A 16,393-nucleotide genomic window follows, 5' to 3' on the forward strand; every position below is an offset into this window, starting at 1 on the left:
CAACAGGCCAAGGACAATTCGTCGACTCTTGCGATCATCGGCAAAATTCAGACGCTGTGGAACGAGACGGTTCCGTCGGCGCCGATCGGCGGGCTCACGTCGTTCTGGGCTTGGCAGAAGAACGTGCACGGTGTGGTTCCGACTGCAACCGGCATCATGCTGTTCGATCAGGCATGGATGGGCGCGAAGTAGCGTTCCAGCGCACACCGAGAGCTCCGTCCGACGCGAGTCGGGCGGGGCTCTTTCGTGTCTACGTCGGCTAGCGTTGCGCAACCCTTTCGATCAGGATGATTGTATTGAAATATGTTGTAGGTCAATATGATTCGACAAGCGCGATTTGACTTGCCCAGCGTGGCCCGCATAGATTGCATCCACCATCCAGAGTGGCTGAGAGACCTGGCTCGATGATGCCGCAGCAACCCGCTACCTAACCGCAGTGTGGGTGCTACCGCCAGGACCGATGGAGGACACATGACTGTATTTGCCGTGGGTATCGAACTGGACGGCGAGGGCACTCACCCCGCTGCCTGGCGCCGAAGCTCACACCGCCCGGACCAGCTGCTCACGGGCAAAGCCGTGCGCGATCGCGTCGCGGCTGCCGAGAATGCCGGCTTCACGTTCGCGACGTTCGACGATTCCATCCTCCCCCCGAGTGGTGACGTCGTCGGCCGCATCGATGCCGTCTCGAGGGCGTCGTACGTGGCGGCGACAACCAGCACGATCGGGCTGGTCCCCGTCGTCGGGACCACGTACGCCGAACCGTTTCATACGTCCTCGCAATTGGCGACGTTGGACTACTCCTCGCGTGGGCGTGGCGGCTGGCTTGCTGTTCCGGTCGAAGACGATGCCGCGGCGAGGGCGTGGGGGAGGGCTCCGGTAACAACGGAGTCGGCGCGTCAGCAAGAGCAGCGGGATTCGGTCACCGTTGTGACCGATCTCTGGGACTCGTGGGAGGACGACGCCGTCGTTCGTGACTATCTCAGTGGGCGTTTCCTCGAGCGTGATCGTCTGCATTACGTCAATTTCGAGGGCGACACGTTCTCGGTGAAGGGGCCCGCAATCGTTCCGCGGCCGCCTCAAGGCCAGTTGGTGGTGTTCGGCCGCTACGGCGAAATCGATCCACGCCAGCCGGATGTTGTTCTCGTTTCCGGTGATTCGGTGGAGACCATTGCACAGTCGGCTGCCAAGGCGCGCGATGAGGGCGCGTCATTGGTGGTCGCCGAGCTCGATGTGGCATTCGATACGCCGAATCTGTCTGCGGCGCAGCGGAGGACCGAGCTGAACTCGTACGGGAATGCCGTCGTCACCGGCCGACTGCTCCTGGCTGCAGATCCGGGGGAAGCGGCCGTGGTTCTGAAGGAATTGGCCGGACACCTCGACGGTGTTCATTTCCATGCTCTCGTGATCGACGAGGACCTTCCGGTGCTGGCCAAATTCGTGCTTCCGACGCTGTCCAAGGCCGGGTTGACGCGACGCCCGGTTCCGGGATCGACCCTGAGGGGCAACCTCGGTCTGCAGCGGCCCTCAAATCGATTCGCCCACTCCTCCTGACTTGACTTCGCGCTAAGGATATTTCGGCCATGACTGCATCACGCTCCGCCGTACCTCGACCCGACGCTCACGTTCACTTCGGTGTCTTCTTCCAGGGGGTCAACCACACCACCATCTGGTCCGATTCCGCGAGCGGATCCCAGATCGACTTCGAGACGTTTAGGCGGTTGGTACTCACCGCCGAGCGAGGTCTGTTCGACGCCTTCTTCCTCGGTGAAGGCCTGCGGCTTCGCGAGCAGAACGGCAAGATTCTCGATCTGGATATCGCCGGCCGCCCCGACGCCATTGCGCAGTTGGCCGCCCTCGCCGGTATCACCGACAAGATCGGGTTGGTCGCGACACAGAACACCACGTACAACGAACCGGCCGACCTTGCGCGTCGACTCTCCGGCCTCGACCTACTTTCCGACGGACGGGCCGGCTGGAATGCGGTGACCACCGACAACGCGTGGACGGGAGAGAACTTCCGTCGCGGTGGTTTCCTCGACCACTCCCTGCGCTACGAGCGTGCCGGGCAGTTCATCGAAACCGCGCGGGCACTGTGGGATTCGTGGGCCGACGACGCGATCTCGGATTCTCGCACGTCCGAGAACTGGTCTACTCCGGGTGCCGTCGGCGACGTGCGCAGGCAGACTTCACAGTTCGACATCTCCGTGACGCCGACGCTTCCCCGAAGCCGCCAGGGGCATCCGGTCATCTTCCAAGCGGGTGATTCCCCGAGTGGACGCGATTTCGCGGCGACCCATGCCGACGTCATCTTCTCGCGACACGGGACTCATTTCGACGGCGCGCTCGACTTCGCCGACGACATTCGGGCTCGGTTGCGTAAAGCCGGGCGACCGGAGGACGACGTCAAGATCTTGCCCAGCACGCAGATCGTGTTGGCGGAGAACGAGTCCGAAGTCGAGGAGAAGGCACGGTGGGTCCTCGAAGGCCAGTTCACCGGTCAGACTGCCCTCTCTCTCGTCGGACTGGTGTGGGGTAAGGACCTTTCCGATCGAGACCCCGACGGTCCACTCCCCGAGGAAGATCCGGTTGCCCGCCCGGTTTCGGAGACGCGCGGTTCCGCGCGGGACGGCAACGACCCCATTGCGATCGCACGTGAATGGCGTGCTCTTGCCGAGGCAAAGAATCTGTCCCTACGTCAGGTCGCTATCGAGACCTCGCAGCGTTCGGGTTTTGCGGGCACTCCGGGGCAGGTCGCAGATCAGTTGGTCCATTGGGTGCGCAACGGAGCTTCGGACGGCTTCAACATCTCGCCGTACCTGGTGCCGACCGGGCTCGACGAGATCGTCGACTGGTTGATCCCGGAACTGCAGGAGCGTGGGGCGTACCGCACCGAGTACTCCACGTCGACGCTGCGAGAGCACTTGGGGTTGCGACCGCCGCTCACGCGTCGGGCCACGTCTGAAGCTGCGGGGTAACGGGTCCTGTCCCACACGGTCACAGCGGCGGCCGAATCCACCAAGCTCGATTCGGCCGTCCGCTGGGAGATCATCGTCTGCGTAGCCGCGGGCTTCACCACTCTTCTCGATTCGGCGGTGCTCGGAATCGGGGTTCCGTCGATCCGGGCGTCGTTGGGCGCGTCGACCTCCGAGGTGCAGTGGATCCTTGCGAGCTATTCGCTGACTTTCGGCTTGGCCCTTGTGCCGGCGGGCCGACTCGGTGACGTCGTCGGGCGTCGACGCTTGTTCTTGGCGGGCCTGAGCATTTTCGCGGTGATGGGAATCCTCGGAGCGTGTGCGTCGGATCCGTCGATGATCGTGTTGGCTCGTCTTGGGCAGGGGATCGGCGCAGGCACCATCAGTTCGCAGGTGCTCGGCATCATCACCGACCGGGTGTCCGGAAAGGCTCGGGCGAAGGCGTTGGGCGCGTACAGCACCGCGGGTGGTCTGGCCGGCGTTTCCGGACCGATCCTCGGTGGCGTTCTGCTGAAGTATTCTGACGCCGACTTCGGATGGCGGTTGCTTCTCGTTCTCAACGTGCCGTTTGCCGTGATCACTCTGATTTTGGCGTTTCGCTTTCTGCGCCGTGATCGAACTACCCGATCGGGCGCGTCGATCGATCCGGTTGGGCTGTGTCTGCTGGCGACTACGACCGGGCTCCTGTTGTGGCCCATCGTGACCCGAACCAGTGTCACTGTGGCTGCGGCTTTCCTGATCGGTGCGTTCGGCGCTGCCGTTGCCTTCTGGTTCTGGGAACGTCGGTACGCCGAGCGCGGCGGGACGCCGGTACTGCTTCCGTCGTTGATCGCCTCGCGGGGCTTCCGGTTGGGTACGACGGTTGCACTCTTCTGGTTCGGATCCATCCTCGCCGTCAACGCGGTGCTCAGCCTCTATCTGATCGAGGGTTTGGGCTTCGCCCCGCTGAGTGCGGCGTTGATCATGACCGGTAGCTCACTCGCGATGGCATTGACGTCGGCTTTCGGATGGCGGCTGGTTGCCAGGTTCGGCCGAAGTGCAGTGGTTTTTGCCATCGTCGGCGAGATCCTTGTCATCCTCGGCTACATCGCAGCGGTCAATCTGATTCCGCGGGAACATCTGATCCCGGTGCTGGTGGTCCTGGCGGTGTTGTCGGGAGTTGCCAGCGGTTTGGTCGACGCGCCCAATCGGGTACTGACTCTCGAATATGCACCGCCGGGCGCGAACGGTGTTGCGGCGGGTTTCCTTCAACTGTCTCAGCGCCTGTCAGCGACCATCTCGCTGGCCGCGGTATCGGGGTTGTATCTCGGTGTACTCGGATGCTCGCCCGACGGATACGGACGTGCGTTCGGGATCGCGCTTGCCGTCTGCGTGGTCATGTTGACGCTCTCGTTGGCGGGAGCGGTGGCAGACCGACGCCGGCGAAGGACGTGACCTGGTATTTCGTGGGTCTACATGGACCTCGGGAGGCCGAGCCCGTGTGACTCATGGGACTTGTGTTACCCATGGGTTAGGAGTCGTGGGACGATACTTGTGTGGTGACCGGTCGCAGTGAAGACAAGCCCAACGGTCGCGGGAGTGGAGAGCCAGTTAACTCACCCCGTGGAGCGTCGGAAAAACGTGACCGCACATCGACACCCTTCCGCGCTCGAACGGCGATGTGGACCAATCGGCCACTGTTCGATTTCCATATGATCGTCGGTCTGGTCGTGCTGATCGTCGCGTTCGGACTGCTGATGGTGCTGTCGTCTTCGGGCGTCGAATCCTATGTTCTGTCCGGGACGTCCTACGCCCGCTTCTGGCCGCAGTGCATGTTCGCAGCGATCGGCTTGGTGATGTTCGTGGCGGTCGTGCGGTTGCCGACCGAAACGATGCGTAGAGCCTCACCATGGCTGCTGATCCTGTGTCTTGTTCTGCTTGTCCTGGTGCTGATTCCAGGTATCGGCTCGGAACAAATGGGTGCTCGCAGCTGGTTCGTGATCGCGGGTATTTCCTTCCAGCCGTCGGAGCTGGCCAAACTTGCTCTGGCGATCTGGTCCGCGGCGACGGTTGCGTCGTTCATGAACGCGCGGATGGATGTCAACCGTGCGCTGCCGGTGATCGGCGGTACGACGCTGCTGGTTCTGGTTCTGGTGGTGTTGGAGAAGGACCTCGGAACCACCATCACCATCGGCATCATCTTCATGTCGGTGCTGTGGTTCGGGCTGTTCCGGATGAAGACATTCATCAGCCTCACGCTCGGTTCCGCAGTCGCATTTCTCGTGCTCGGGCTTACTGCTGGTTACCGCTCGGATCGCATCAAGGCTTTCCTCAATCCTGATCTCGACCCGCAGGGTTTGAACTTCCAGAGCACTCAGGCCAAGTACGCATTGGCGAACGGCGGCATCTTCGGTCGCGGTCTGGGGCAGTCCGACGCCAAATGGAGTTACCTCCCGCAGGCGCACAACGACTTCATTTTTGCCGTGATCGGTGAAGAGTTGGGTCTGGTCGGTGCGCTGATCGTCGTTGCTCTCTTCGCCGCGGTTCTGATCGTCGGACTGCGGATCGCGAAACGGTCCACTGATCCGTTCCTCAAAGTCATGACAGCGACGGCAACGACGTTGATCGTCGTGCAGGCGTTCATCAACATCGCCTACGTCGTCGGCCTGATTCCGGTGACCGGTCTGCAACTACCGCTCATCTCGGCGGGCGGAACGTCGATGATCACCACCCTGCTGATGTTCGGGCTCATCGCGCACGCAGCCTTCCGTGAGCCCGAGGCTGTCGCCTCGGTCGAGAGCAGCGGTCGCGGTTGGATACCGCTGGTCTTCGGCAAGCCTCGGTTCGGCATTGCCAAGAAGCCACAGACCGATCGACGTAGGCCGCCCGCTCGCCGCGCCCAGCCTGCCCCTGGCGGTCAACGCCGACCGGAACGACGGGCACCACAACCCGACAGACGCCGGACTCCAGCTCCGGGCCGACGCGCACCCTCTCGCGACTGGTCGGAAGATCCACGTAGACGCGGCCGATCCGATCGGCCGCGGCGCGCTTCCTGATCTGGGCCAGTTCCACTGGCAGGCAGTTCGGAAGCGGGCAGTCATGCACCCGACAATTGCGTTGGGCGGCTACATTGGGAGTCGGCAAAACGACGTCTAATAAGGGTTGTGGACATGGCAGGTGGCGACAAGGCAGACCAGTCGGTGGTCGAACGTAGCTCGGTGACCGGACGTCGTACGACGCCGTCGCAGCGAGCGCGTTTTCGCCGGATTGTCGACGCCGCAATGGAATCCGCCTCCGAAGGCGGCTACGACGCGGTGCAGATGCGATCGGTGGCCGATCGCGCCGGCGTCGCGATCGGCACTGTTTACCGGTATTTCCCGTCCAAGAACCACATGCTTGTCGTCGCATTGTTGTGGATGTTCGAGGGTTTGCGTGACAGATTCCAAGACTTTGTAATCCCGGGCGAGACTCCGTCGGACCGGATTCTGTTTGTGCTGCGCAAGAATACGGAGGTCCTCGAGACCGATCACCTCCGTTACGAAGCGTTGGTTCGGGCGTACATGTTCGCGGACGCGTCGGCGACTCCGGAACTCAACGCGCTCGGTGGGGTCGTGACCGAGATGTTCGCGAAGGCGATCGGTGTCGAGGAAGTCTCGCAGCAGCAGTTGGACGCGGTGAAGGTGATCGACGACGTCTGGATGTCGAGTCTCGTCTCGTGGGTTGCGGGCCGGATGACGACGGACGAGGTGATGGCGCACCTGGAACTTGCCGTGCGACTGGTCTTTCGCAAGTTGGGCGGATAGCGCTCAGACGGTGTAGCCACCGTCGACGTTGAGCTTCTGGCCGCTGATGAATCCGGCCGCGTCGCTTGCGAGGAAACATACTGCTTCGGCGATGTCGGCAGCTGATCCGAAGCGCTTCAACGGGATTCGGCTCATCGTCACGTCGAGCGCGCCTTGGTCGAGTTCGGCGGAGCTGATCAGGCGCTCCGCCATTCCGTCCGTCAACATGCCTGGTCCTACAGCGTTGAACCGGACGCCGTAGCGTCCTTCCTCTGCGGCGAATCCGCGAACAAGTTGTTCGACAGCCCCTTTGGTGCCAGCGGAGAGTCCGTCGCGCACGGGAAAGCGATCCGTTGCCGCGGTTGTCACCGCCACCACCGAACCCGAGGATGCACGCAGCGCAGGCAGGGCGGTGTGGACGAGGGTGAAGAACGCCGCGGCCTCCTGGTTGAGTTGTTCGGTGAAGAACGCCGGCGTCACACGTGAGAGGTGCGTCATCGGGACGTGCGGTCCCGCAGCGTGGACCAGCGTCGTCAATGTGCCCAGATCATCGACCGCATCGTTGACGGCGGCGCTGATCGACAACTCGTCGGTCAAGTCGAGAGAGTACGAGTGGGCGCGCACGCCATGCGCTCGAATCCGCTCGCTCAGTTGCTCGGCAGCGCCCTTGTTGTTTCGGTAGGTGAAGGCGACGTCGTGTCCGCGTTCGGCGAGGGTCAGGGCGATCGCCGACCCGATTCCACCGGTTCCGCCGCTGACAAAAGCGGTGCGTACTGCGCTCACAATGCCTCCAGATGTCTGCCGATTCCAAACCTAACAAATGCTTGGTTGGGGTGCCAATCGGAATATATCAGTGCGCGAAGGACAGGCTCAGATTGCTATCGCAACCGGACTGATCGTCCTAATCTGTTGCCATGTCCGGAGACAGTGTGCAGTTGACCGACGGGGCGCCCGGTGGGGAATCGGAACCTCACGCACCGAGTTTGAACAATCGCCTGAACTGGCTGCGTGCAGGTGTTCTGGGTGCAAACGACGGAATCGTCTCGACCGCAGGCCTCGTGGTCGGTGTTGCGGCAGCCACAACCGAGCGCTCAGCAATCTTCACAGCCGGTTTTGCTGGACTGGTTGCCGGCGCTGTGTCCATGGCGTTGGGCGAGTACGTCTCGGTCAGCGCTCAGCGGGATACCGAACGCGCACTCCTGCAGAAGGAGAAGAAGGAACTCCTCGAGACCCCGGAGGCTGAACTTCAGGAACTGACCGAGATCTACGAGAACAAGGGATTGAGTCCGGAGACGGCCCGCCGCGTCGCCGAAGAATTAACCGAGCACGACGCCTTCGCGGCGCACGTAGAAGTCGAATTGGGTATCGATCCAGACGATCTCACCAATCCGTGGCATGCAGCGATTTCGTCGGCAATCTCGTTCACGATCGGCGCGGCGATCCCGTTGGTCGCAATTCTGGTGCCGCCGACAGGCATCCGCGTCCCTATCGCATTTTTCGCGGTGCTGATCGCACTTGCGCTGACCGGGACGATCAGCGCGACGCTCGGCGGAGCTCGCAAGACCAGAGCGGTGCTACGCGTGGTGATCGGTGGCGCGCTGGCGATGGCCGTGACGTACGGAGTAGGTCAGTTGGTGGGCACGGGTCTCGCCTGACCCCTGCTGTGCGCCTTTATTAACCGCGGGGGGTTAATAAAGGCGCACAGCAATTCAGGCGCGACAGATCATGACCGGCCCTGGCGCATGGTGCAGCAGATTCTGGCTGGTGGAGCCCATCACGGCGCCGGCCATCGCACTGCGTCCGTGACTTCCGACAACTATCAACTGTGCGTCGTCGGCATATTTGAGCATGACGGGAGCAGCGGCACCGGGTTCACTGATGCGGGTGACCGGCACGTCCGGGTACTGGTCGGCCATACCGGCTAGATTTTCCGCCAGTAGCGCCGATTCCTCCTGCTCGACAGCCTCCCAGTCGATCAGGATTCCCGCTCCGCCTTCGCGGAAGGTGGACGAGCCCTGCCAGGTGTGGACCGCGATGAGCGGCGCGTCGAACTGATCGGCATAACGAAACGCGTACTCGACGGCCTTCTTGCTCAACGCGCTTCCGTCGACTCCGACGATGACGGGACGCTGATCCGGACCGGGATTCTCCGCCGAACCACGCCACACGGTGACCGGACAGGTTGCATGATTGGCCACCTTCAGTGCGGTCGATCCGAGCAGCCGTGAGCGCAGTGCACCCGATCCGGTCGACCCCATCACGATCAGGCGTGCGGTACCCGAGGATTCGAGGATATGCGTCGACGCCGGCCCTGGCGCGATCTCGGATTCGATGGTCAGTTCGGGGAATTCGGCCGAAATCACCGCGGCGGCGGCATCGACGATCGCTTCGCCGTCTTCGCGGATCTGGCTGAGGAACTGTGACTGCAACATCACCGCAGCGGGACTGTAGATCGGGCCCTCTTGCGGCAGGGCGTGCGCCAGAATCAGCCGTGAGTTCACCGCGTTCGCGACGGAGGCCGCCCACCGGGCCGCCGCCGTCGAGGCCTCGGATCCGTCGATACCGGCGACGATATCCTGGTGTCCTGCAAGTGTGTTCATGTCTACTCCCTCTGAAATGATCGAGATCGGTCGACTGGTTACAGCGACGTCACCAGAGTGACGATGCTGACTTCACGGCTTCCTTCCACGTCTTGCGTAGCAGGGTCGATTGCCCGTCGGCTATTTCCAGTTCTCGTCGGTAGGCCATGCCCAATCCGAAACTGGTGAGCGAGGTATGCTCCTGCTCGGCTGCCATTGCAAGTAGATGATGTTGGGCGACAACGGAATCCTGGTGCTCGCCGAGAACATCCTGGAAGTGGCTGAAATGCTTCAGTGCACGCTTCGCTCGGCTCTTCGACACGGGTTCCATGACCTCGATCGCGTACTTCATCCGCTTGGCTCCCTTGCGGGCGCGGTGCATTCGCTCGTCACGCTCGGTGCGGCTATCGGCATCGAAGACGTGATCGACCCGCTTACCGACCTTGTGTGCCAGGTGCCGCAGGGTATGGGCCAACTCTCGTGCCGATGCCTTCTTTCCGACGCGGTGGGTGGCGGTGTCGAATTCGAGGTCGCCGACGTACTCGTCGAGGCGATCGAGCAGCGTGGTGTATCGCTCGGAATCGAGCGCCTCGAGGGCTGTTTCCTGGGCGGTTTCACCACGTGCAGAGAAGAACTCGTCGATTCGAGCTCGCACAGCTTCTCGCTCGGGCATCTCGTCGATTTCGCCGAGGCGTTCCACAAGACGCTCCCACTGGACCTCGACGTCGCGGGCGTCACCGAACTTTCCACCGATCCACCGCAGATCCGTGATGAGATCGTCGGTCTTGGGGGAGTGGCCGGCGTACGACTGCAGAGCGCTGCGGATGCGACGTGCCGCAACCCGGAAGTCGTGAACGGCTTCGTCGTCGGCCCGACGCGTGCCGAGATCCGCGGCGACCAGTGCGCGCAATTGTTCGATGAGGTAATTACGCAACAGAATCCGCGGATTCGACGCCTTGCCCGAGGTGACCTCGTGACCGGCGTACGGTGTGACCGACGTGCCCAGTGCTCGTTTGAGTTTGGACGGACTCGCAGAGCGCTCCAGCCCGGCGTCCAGTAGAACCGACTCGATTGCATCGGCCAGCTCTTGCCCGCCTGCGCCTTGTTCGACCTCGACTTCCTGCCACGTCGACTCTCCGGAACCGTCTGCCTTGCAGGCGATGACGGTGTCGGAGACCACTTCGGCAAGCAGCACACCGTTTTCGCCGTTGAGCCTGGTGCGCTCCCGATCGGTGATGATCAGGGCGACCGGCACCAGATCGTGACCGCGAATGATCGCCCGGATCAGACTCGACAGCGGCGAGGGCACATCGGTGCTCTCGTCCGGGGGAAGTTGGATTTCGGTTCGAGCGTCCTGGCCTGCGGGAAGTTTCATGTGCCACCCCCCGTCGTCGCCACCCTCACGCTTGCGCAGCGTGATCTTCTCGGCCAGCAACCGGTAGTCCGCGGTGTCGAAGTAGGTGGCAGAGAGCTGTATCGAGTCGTGGACCGGTTCGCCGACAACACCGGGAAGTCCGCCCAAGGCGGGAACTTCCTGCTCGGCCGGCGCCTCGTACTTGCGCTCGATCTCCCGTACGGCTTCGGGTACGACGGCGGTCTTGCTCATCTGGTCTCCTCTTGCGGTGCGGTCTGCGCTTCCATCCTCCCGGTATCGGAGGCGCAGTGGAAGGGTCCGGGGTCCCTACGGCGAGTCGCCACTGCCTGATTCGTCCGGCCAGGACAGGGTCCGCCGACTTTCGAACCGTTGCAGCCGGCCGGTCGTGGGATCCTCGAACTCGAGAACCTTCGACAGCAGGCGCAGCGGGTTCGAATAATCCTCTGCGGCAACGTCGTAGAAGTCGGGATAGAAGTTGTCGCCGTGGATCGGTAGCCCGAGCGAGGTCATGTGCAGGCGAAGTTGATGGGTCTTGCCGGTATGGGGAATCAACCGGTAACGCGCGAAGCCGTCTCGCGTTTCGATCAGTTCGATCCGCGACTCGCTGTTGGGTTCGCCCTCGATCTCCGCGGCCTTGAGCACGCCGCGTTCTTTCACGATGCGACTGCGCACGACCACGGGAGTGCTCACCTGCGCGTCGTAACGCGCGATGGCCTCGTATTCCTTGGCGACGCGGCGCTCGGCGAACATGGTCTGATAGCCGCGCCGGGCCGACTGATGCACGGTGAACAGCAGCAGTCCCGCCGTGACGCGGTCGAGGCGATGCGCTGGACTCAACTCCGGCAAATCGAGATCTCGACGCAACCGCACCAAGGCCGATTCGGCGATGTATCGCCCGCGGGGCGTGCTCGCGAGAAAGTGCGGCTTGTCCACGACCAGGATGTTTTCGTCCCGATAAAGGATGTCGATCTCGAACGGCACCCGCGTTTCGACGGGAGGGTCGCGGTACAGGTAGACGAACCGCCGGGGAGCAAAAGCGCTCGTCTCGGTGATTCCGACACCCTTCTCGTCGACGACCTCCCCGGCTGCGACTTTCTCCCGTAGGCGGACGGCGTCCTGGGGAAACCGTTCGAGCAGATAGTCGAGCGTCGTCGCCCACATGCCGTCGTCTGGCTGACGGATGCGACTCGGGTTCAGGCCGTCGCGGACGGGAAGCGGTGATCGTGACACATCTTCAAAGCTAGCCGTCCGGTCGGCATTCAGACCTATTGACGACATATGGGACGGAAGTTACTATCCGGTAAGTTCGTGACACCGGTCACTGTCGTGGGGGCAGGGCTGGGTCATCACAACAGAAAATTGGAGTTTTCGTGAGGACACGACTTCTACGTCGAAGGTCGACAACGATTGCGGTGGGGCTGTGCGTCGTGGGATTGGCGGTGCCGAGCGCCGTCGCTTCTGCGGATCCGACGGGAGGGTCGGACGGGCAGGCCTGGCTCGCGGCAACGGAGGCGACGCCGCAGTATCCGGGGGTCTCGATCGAGTGGGACGTGCCCATCACGATGAGTGACGGCACAGTTCTGCAAGCGAATGTGTACCGACCGGCGGATGCATCCGGGCGGGCCGTGGAATCGAAGACGCCTTCGGTCCTCAACATCACGCCGTACACGAAACTGCTGGACACACTGGTGGATTCAGCTCTGTCGATCCCGCAGGTCGGTGAGACGCTGATGGACGTTGCGAACTCGCTCGACCTCGCGGCGCCGTTCGACGGCGTGTCGGAGTTGACGGGCGTCATCGCCGGCGGAGGCGCCAGGGTTCTCGGCGTCAACCGTGATCTGGTCCAGAACGGATACACGCAGGTAGTGGTCGACGCACGTGGAACCGGCTTCTCCCAAGGTAATTGGGACGTGCTCGGTAAGCGCGAGCAACAGGATTCGGTCGAGGTCATCGACTGGATGAGCAAGCAGGGGTGGTCCGACGGGAAAGTAGGGATGGCGGGCATCTCGTACTCCGCGATCAACTCGGTGCAGGCGGCGAGCAACAATCCATCTGCACTGAAGGCGATCTTCCCGGTCGAACCTGGCAACGATCTGCTGCGCGACATCGTCGGAACCGGTGGCGGCCTCGGAGTCGGGTTCATGCCGTTGTGGTTGACCGCGGTCAACGGGCTCAAACTCATCCCGAACGTTCAGGACATCCTGCAAGGAAACTTCGATCCCCTGTGGTTGGCGAGCCGCCTCGAGGATCCCGGTACGCTGATTCCCGAACTGGTGCAAGCGATGACGGCTCAGAGAATCGAGGACGTGTCACCGTCGACTCTGCAAGTCGCGCAAGACGGGCAGTTCTATCAGGACCGAGCCGCTGACGTCGGCAACATCGCCGTTCCGACGATGGTCTACGGCGGTTGGCACGACATCTTCGCCAACAGTGAGCCGCGGATCTACAACGGAATCGATCTGCCGCCCGGGCAGAAGCAGTTGATCATGGGGAACGGCTATCACGTCACTCCCGGTGGAGGATTCGGCAAGGACGGTGCGCCGCCGCGCCTCGACGTGCTCGAACGTGCGTGGTTCGACAAGTGGCTCAAGGGCATCGACAACGGAATCGATCGTTACGGTCCGGTGACGATGTTCCAGCAAGGCGGCGGATGGATCACGGACGATCAGTTCCCGCGAGCCGGTGCGAGCTACGAACGTATGTATCTGAACTCTGCGCCCAGCGGTACTGCCGCCCACGCAGCGCACGACGGTTCGCTGACGAATGACCCGCCCAGTGCCGCAGCGCGATTGACAGTCGCACCAGGACTGCGAGGCTTCTGCTCCGGTGACGGAACTCAGGGAACTGCCGGGATCTCCGTGGTGCTCGGTGCGACGTGTTCCAAGGATTCCCGATTCCAGGAAGCGGAGGGCCTGACGTTCACCGGTGAGGCAGTGACGGAGCCGACCTCACTCTCGGGCCCGATCAACGTCCACCTCGAGACCGTCCTGGACGCGACGGACGGATTCTGGGCAGCGACGGTCAACGACGTAGCACCGGACGGAACATCGACACCGATCACGAACGGCGCTCTGACTGCGTCGCTGCGGGCAGTCGACGATTCGAAGAGCACTCGCTCGGCCAACGGTGACTACAGTGAACCGCACCACTATCTGACGATCGACACGCGTCAGCCGGTGGTTCCCGGTGAGGTCACCACCGTCGACATCAACATGCTCCCGACGGACGCAGTGCTGCAACCGGGGCACCGGCTCCGCGTCGACGTCTACGCTGCCAGCGTGCCGCGATACCTGGCGCTCGGCCCGATGCTCGCCGACAGCCAACTCAAACCGCAGCACATCGAGTTGGCTGCAGACCGGCCGAGCTTCGTCAACGTTCCGTTCGTCGGGGGCCGCTGACTCGGATTGGATCGGCGGCGTGAGAACCTGCGGGCTCGCGGACGTTCTGAGAAGATCGTCCGATGACAGAATCCCGACTCTCCGCCGCCGTCCACGATCGTCTGGACGGACTTCTGGATCCGGTGGACGAGCGGCTCGCGGCGCAGTACCCGGGAAACCGTGACGAGATCCAACCCGTGCACACGATTTACGTCAGTGCCGCGGATGCAACCGTCGACACCCCTCGACTCTGGGGTGAGCAGGCGATCGCGCTTCTCGATTCCCATGCTCATGTGTTCGCCGATCTCGACACGGAGAATGCGCTCGCTGATGTGCGAGTTCAACTCGGCCGCAAGCCGGTCCAAGACTTTCGGATCGATTTCGAGGACGGGTACGGACGCCGCAGCGACGAAGAAGAAGACGATGCAGCGACGTCGGCCGGACAGACGCTTGCCGCGCTCAGCGCTGATCCTGCCGGGCCGAACTGGAGTGGAATCAGGTTCAAGGGGTTGCCGGCCGGTGAGCGTCGGCGCTCGATCAGGACGCTCGAGCTTGTGCTCGACGCGGCCGGCAGAGTGCCGGACGGATTTGTCTTCACCGTTCCCAAACTGCGCGCGGTGGAGCAGGTCACGGCGACGGTGTTGCTCTGCGAAGAGCTGGAGAAGGCGCACGGACTCGAGCTCGGTTCGCTTCGGTTCGAGTTGCAGATCGAGAGCCCGCAGGCGGTCATCGCGGCCGACGGAACGGTGGCAGTTGCTCAGGCCATCCATCGCGGTGCCGGTCGTCTGACCGGTTTGCATTACGGCACTTACGATTACAGTGCAGCTTGCGGAATTGCATCGCGTCATCAGTCGCTCGAACATCCGGTGGCAGACCACGCAAAGGCTGTCATGTTGGCTGCTGCCGCGCAGACCGGCGTCTGGGTGTGCGACGGGTCGACTCAGGTCGCGCCTGTCGGGAGCGCCACGGCGATCCGCGACGCGATCACTCGGCACCATCGCCTCGTCACGCGGTCCCTGGAACGCGGTTACTACCAGGGGTGGGACATGCACCCTGGGCATCTGGTCACCCGCTGGCTCGCCACGTTCGGCTTCTATCGCAACGCGCTCGGCGCCGCTGCCCCGCGCATCCAGTCGTACTTGGGGCGCCAAGGTGGCGACGTGATGGACGAACCTGCAACCGCCCAGGCGCTCGCAGCGGTGGTACTGCGCGGGCTCGACGCGGGGGCTTATCCGGAATCCGAAGTTCTCCGGCTCGCCCCGAGCGCCGACACCAACGCACTCCGTCACCTCGTAGGACGCACCACACCGATCACAGGAGAACACTGACCGATGAGCACCACCGAATTCACCTTGCTGCCCGATCTCGCACTGCGCACCCTCGGCGGAGCCGTCATCTGGGCGAACGACGAGGCGTTTGCCGAGCGTGAGGCCCTGATCCGCCCAGGCAAGGCCGGGTACCAGCCGGCGACGTTCGGTCACAAGGGGCAGGTGTACGACGGTTGGGAGACGCGTCGCCGCCGGGTGGCAGGCCATGACGAGGCGATCGTTCGACTCGGTGTTCCCGGAGTGGTGCGAGGCGTCGTGGTCGACACCGCGTGGTTCAAGGGCAATTACCCGCCCGAGATCTCGGTGGAAGCAATCTCGGTCGACGGGTATCCGGATCCCGCCGACCTGGCCGGATCCGGCGAGTGGACAACCATCGTCGAGCGCTCGACCGTGCACGGTGACTCGGAGAATCCGTTCTCGGTGGCGTCGGAGGAGCGGTGGACGCACGTCAAGCTGACCATTTACCCGGACGGCGGCGTGGCGAGATTCCGTGTTCACGGCGAAGCGCGGCCGGACCCGCGTTTCCTCGATGCCGGGCCGTTGGACCTCGCAGCACTCGAAAACGGTGGCCGCGTGACCGATTGCTCCAACATGTTCTACAGCTCACCGCAGAACATCCTGTTTCCCGGACGCGCTGCTTCGATGGGTGACGGGTGGGAGACCGCCAGGCGCCGCGACAACGGAAACGACTGGGTGCAAGTACAACTCGCGGGTGAAGGCGTGCTGAGTTTCGTCGAGATCGACACCTCGTACTTCCTCGGAAACAGTCCAGGTGAGGGCGCTCTGACCGGGCGGACGTCGGAGGGGGAGTGGATCGAACTGTTGCCGCGCACGACGCTGCGTCCGGATACGCGCCATCGCTTTCCGATCGATTCCGAAGTCCAGGTCACCGATGTTCGTCTGGACATCTTCCCGGACGGTGGCCTGGCGCGGCTGAGAGTCTTCGGCGTACTCACCGACGCTGCTCGCGCTGTGATCTCCGGGCGCTGACGGTAAAGTTG

Annotated in this window: 13 protein-coding genes, 1 pseudogene and 1 riboswitch; of the genes and pseudogenes, 10 read left to right on the forward strand and 4 right to left on the reverse strand. The window is 63.0% G+C overall.

Features of this window, described 5'->3' with window-relative positions; genetic code table 11:
* From QM609_RS15200 to QM609_RS15225, 6 genes and pseudogenes are all read left to right on the forward strand, one after another.
* Positions 1-192 (forward strand): annotated as a pseudogene (locus tag QM609_RS15200) (ABC transporter substrate-binding protein); the annotation flags it as partial.
* A 179-nt stretch (positions 193-371) separates the two neighbouring features.
* Positions 372-467, forward strand: a riboswitch (SAM riboswitch).
* Positions 468-471: 4 nt separating this feature from the next.
* Positions 472-1,551: an LLM class flavin-dependent oxidoreductase gene (locus QM609_RS15205; RefSeq protein WP_050654776.1), complete on the forward strand. Its 1,080-nt coding sequence runs from the start codon at positions 472-474 to the stop codon at positions 1,549-1,551.
* Positions 1,552-1,580: 29 nt separating this feature from the next.
* Positions 1,581-2,975, forward strand: coding sequence for an NtaA/DmoA family FMN-dependent monooxygenase (locus tag QM609_RS15210; RefSeq protein WP_003939710.1), 1,395 nt, complete (start codon positions 1,581-1,583; stop codon positions 2,973-2,975).
* Between the two features lie 69 nt (positions 2,976-3,044).
* Positions 3,045-4,406 (forward strand): MFS transporter, encoded by a 1,362-nt coding sequence (locus QM609_RS15215; protein ID WP_167398237.1) that lies wholly within the window; start codon positions 3,045-3,047, stop codon positions 4,404-4,406.
* 224 nt (positions 4,407-4,630) lie between these two features.
* Positions 4,631-6,007, forward strand: a complete 1,377-nt coding sequence (ftsW, locus tag QM609_RS15220; RefSeq protein ID WP_050654774.1) for a putative lipid II flippase FtsW — start codon at positions 4,631-4,633, stop codon at positions 6,005-6,007.
* 114 nt (positions 6,008-6,121) lie between these two features.
* Complete coding sequence (locus QM609_RS15225) at positions 6,122-6,754, forward strand: TetR family transcriptional regulator (RefSeq protein WP_007733896.1); 633 nt, start codon at positions 6,122-6,124, stop codon at positions 6,752-6,754.
* Between the two features lie 3 nt (positions 6,755-6,757).
* On the opposite strand, the gene QM609_RS15230 is transcribed toward QM609_RS15225, so the two are convergent.
* The gene (locus QM609_RS15230; RefSeq protein ID WP_050654773.1) at positions 6,758-7,516 is read right to left on the reverse strand and encodes an SDR family NAD(P)-dependent oxidoreductase; all 759 of its coding nucleotides are present in this window, start codon (positions 7,514-7,516) and stop codon (positions 6,758-6,760) included.
* A gap of 131 nt (positions 7,517-7,647) precedes the next feature.
* On the opposite strand from QM609_RS15230, the gene QM609_RS15235 reads away from it, so the two are divergent.
* Positions 7,648-8,388, forward strand: a complete 741-nt coding sequence (locus tag QM609_RS15235) for a VIT1/CCC1 transporter family protein (protein ID WP_007733901.1) — start codon at positions 7,648-7,650, stop codon at positions 8,386-8,388.
* A gap of 54 nt (positions 8,389-8,442) precedes the next feature.
* On the opposite strand, the gene QM609_RS15240 is transcribed toward QM609_RS15235, so the two are convergent.
* From QM609_RS15240 to QM609_RS15250, 3 genes are all read right to left on the reverse strand, one after another.
* Positions 8,443-9,333: a universal stress protein gene (locus QM609_RS15240; RefSeq protein ID WP_050654772.1), complete on the reverse strand. Its 891-nt coding sequence runs from the start codon at positions 9,331-9,333 to the stop codon at positions 8,443-8,445.
* A gap of 49 nt (positions 9,334-9,382) precedes the next feature.
* Positions 9,383-10,918, reverse strand: coding sequence for a CYTH and CHAD domain-containing protein (locus tag QM609_RS15245; RefSeq protein ID WP_050654771.1), 1,536 nt, complete (start codon positions 10,916-10,918; stop codon positions 9,383-9,385).
* Positions 10,919-10,993: 75 nt separating this feature from the next.
* The gene (locus QM609_RS15250; RefSeq protein ID WP_050654770.1) at positions 10,994-11,965 is read right to left on the reverse strand and encodes a pseudouridine synthase; all 972 of its coding nucleotides are present in this window, start codon (positions 11,963-11,965) and stop codon (positions 10,994-10,996) included.
* Between the two features lie 92 nt (positions 11,966-12,057).
* Between QM609_RS15250 and QM609_RS15255 the strand changes: the two genes are divergently transcribed.
* The 3 genes from QM609_RS15255 (at position 12,058) to alc (ending at position 16,382) form a co-directional block, all read left to right on the forward strand.
* Entirely contained in the window at positions 12,058-14,085 is a 2,028-nt protein-coding gene (locus QM609_RS15255; RefSeq protein WP_050654769.1) for a CocE/NonD family hydrolase, read from the forward strand.
* Positions 14,086-14,147: 62 nt separating this feature from the next.
* Positions 14,148-15,392: a DUF6986 family protein gene (locus QM609_RS15260; RefSeq protein WP_050654768.1), complete on the forward strand. Its 1,245-nt coding sequence runs from the start codon at positions 14,148-14,150 to the stop codon at positions 15,390-15,392.
* 3 nt (positions 15,393-15,395) lie between these two features.
* A complete protein-coding gene (gene alc, locus QM609_RS15265) occupies positions 15,396-16,382 on the forward strand; it encodes an allantoicase (RefSeq protein ID WP_030535271.1) in 987 nt (328 codons plus the stop codon).
* Positions 16,383-16,393 lie beyond the last annotated feature (11 nt).

The sequence above is a fragment of the Rhodococcus sp. IEGM 1302 genome, assembly GCF_030056935.1.
Taxonomy (GTDB): domain Bacteria; phylum Actinomycetota; class Actinomycetes; order Mycobacteriales; family Mycobacteriaceae; genus Rhodococcus_F; species Rhodococcus_F qingshengii.

Bases quoted from the DNA above. Each gene is read 5' to 3' on its own strand.
- QM609_RS15235 (WP_007733901.1), top strand. From the start codon at position 7,648: ATGTCCGGAGACAGTGTGCAGTTGACCGACGGGGCGCCCGGTGGGGAA.
- alc (WP_030535271.1), top strand. From the start codon at position 15,396: ATGAGCACCACCGAATTCACCTTGCTGCCCGATCTCGCACTGCGCACC.
- QM609_RS15250 (WP_050654770.1), bottom strand. From the start codon at position 11,965: ATGTCGTCAATAGGTCTGAATGCCGACCGGACGGCTAGCTTTGAAGAT.
- QM609_RS15245 (WP_050654771.1), bottom strand. From the start codon at position 10,918: ATGAGCAAGACCGCCGTCGTACCCGAAGCCGTACGGGAGATCGAGCGC.
- ftsW (WP_050654774.1), top strand. From the start codon at position 4,631: ATGTGGACCAATCGGCCACTGTTCGATTTCCATATGATCGTCGGTCTG.
- QM609_RS15205 (WP_050654776.1), top strand. From the start codon at position 472: ATGACTGTATTTGCCGTGGGTATCGAACTGGACGGCGAGGGCACTCAC.
- QM609_RS15240 (WP_050654772.1), bottom strand. From the start codon at position 9,333: ATGAACACACTTGCAGGACACCAGGATATCGTCGCCGGTATCGACGGA.
- QM609_RS15260 (WP_050654768.1), top strand. From the start codon at position 14,148: ATGACAGAATCCCGACTCTCCGCCGCCGTCCACGATCGTCTGGACGGA.
- QM609_RS15225 (WP_007733896.1), top strand. From the start codon at position 6,122: ATGGCAGGTGGCGACAAGGCAGACCAGTCGGTGGTCGAACGTAGCTCG.
- QM609_RS15210 (WP_003939710.1), top strand. From the start codon at position 1,581: ATGACTGCATCACGCTCCGCCGTACCTCGACCCGACGCTCACGTTCAC.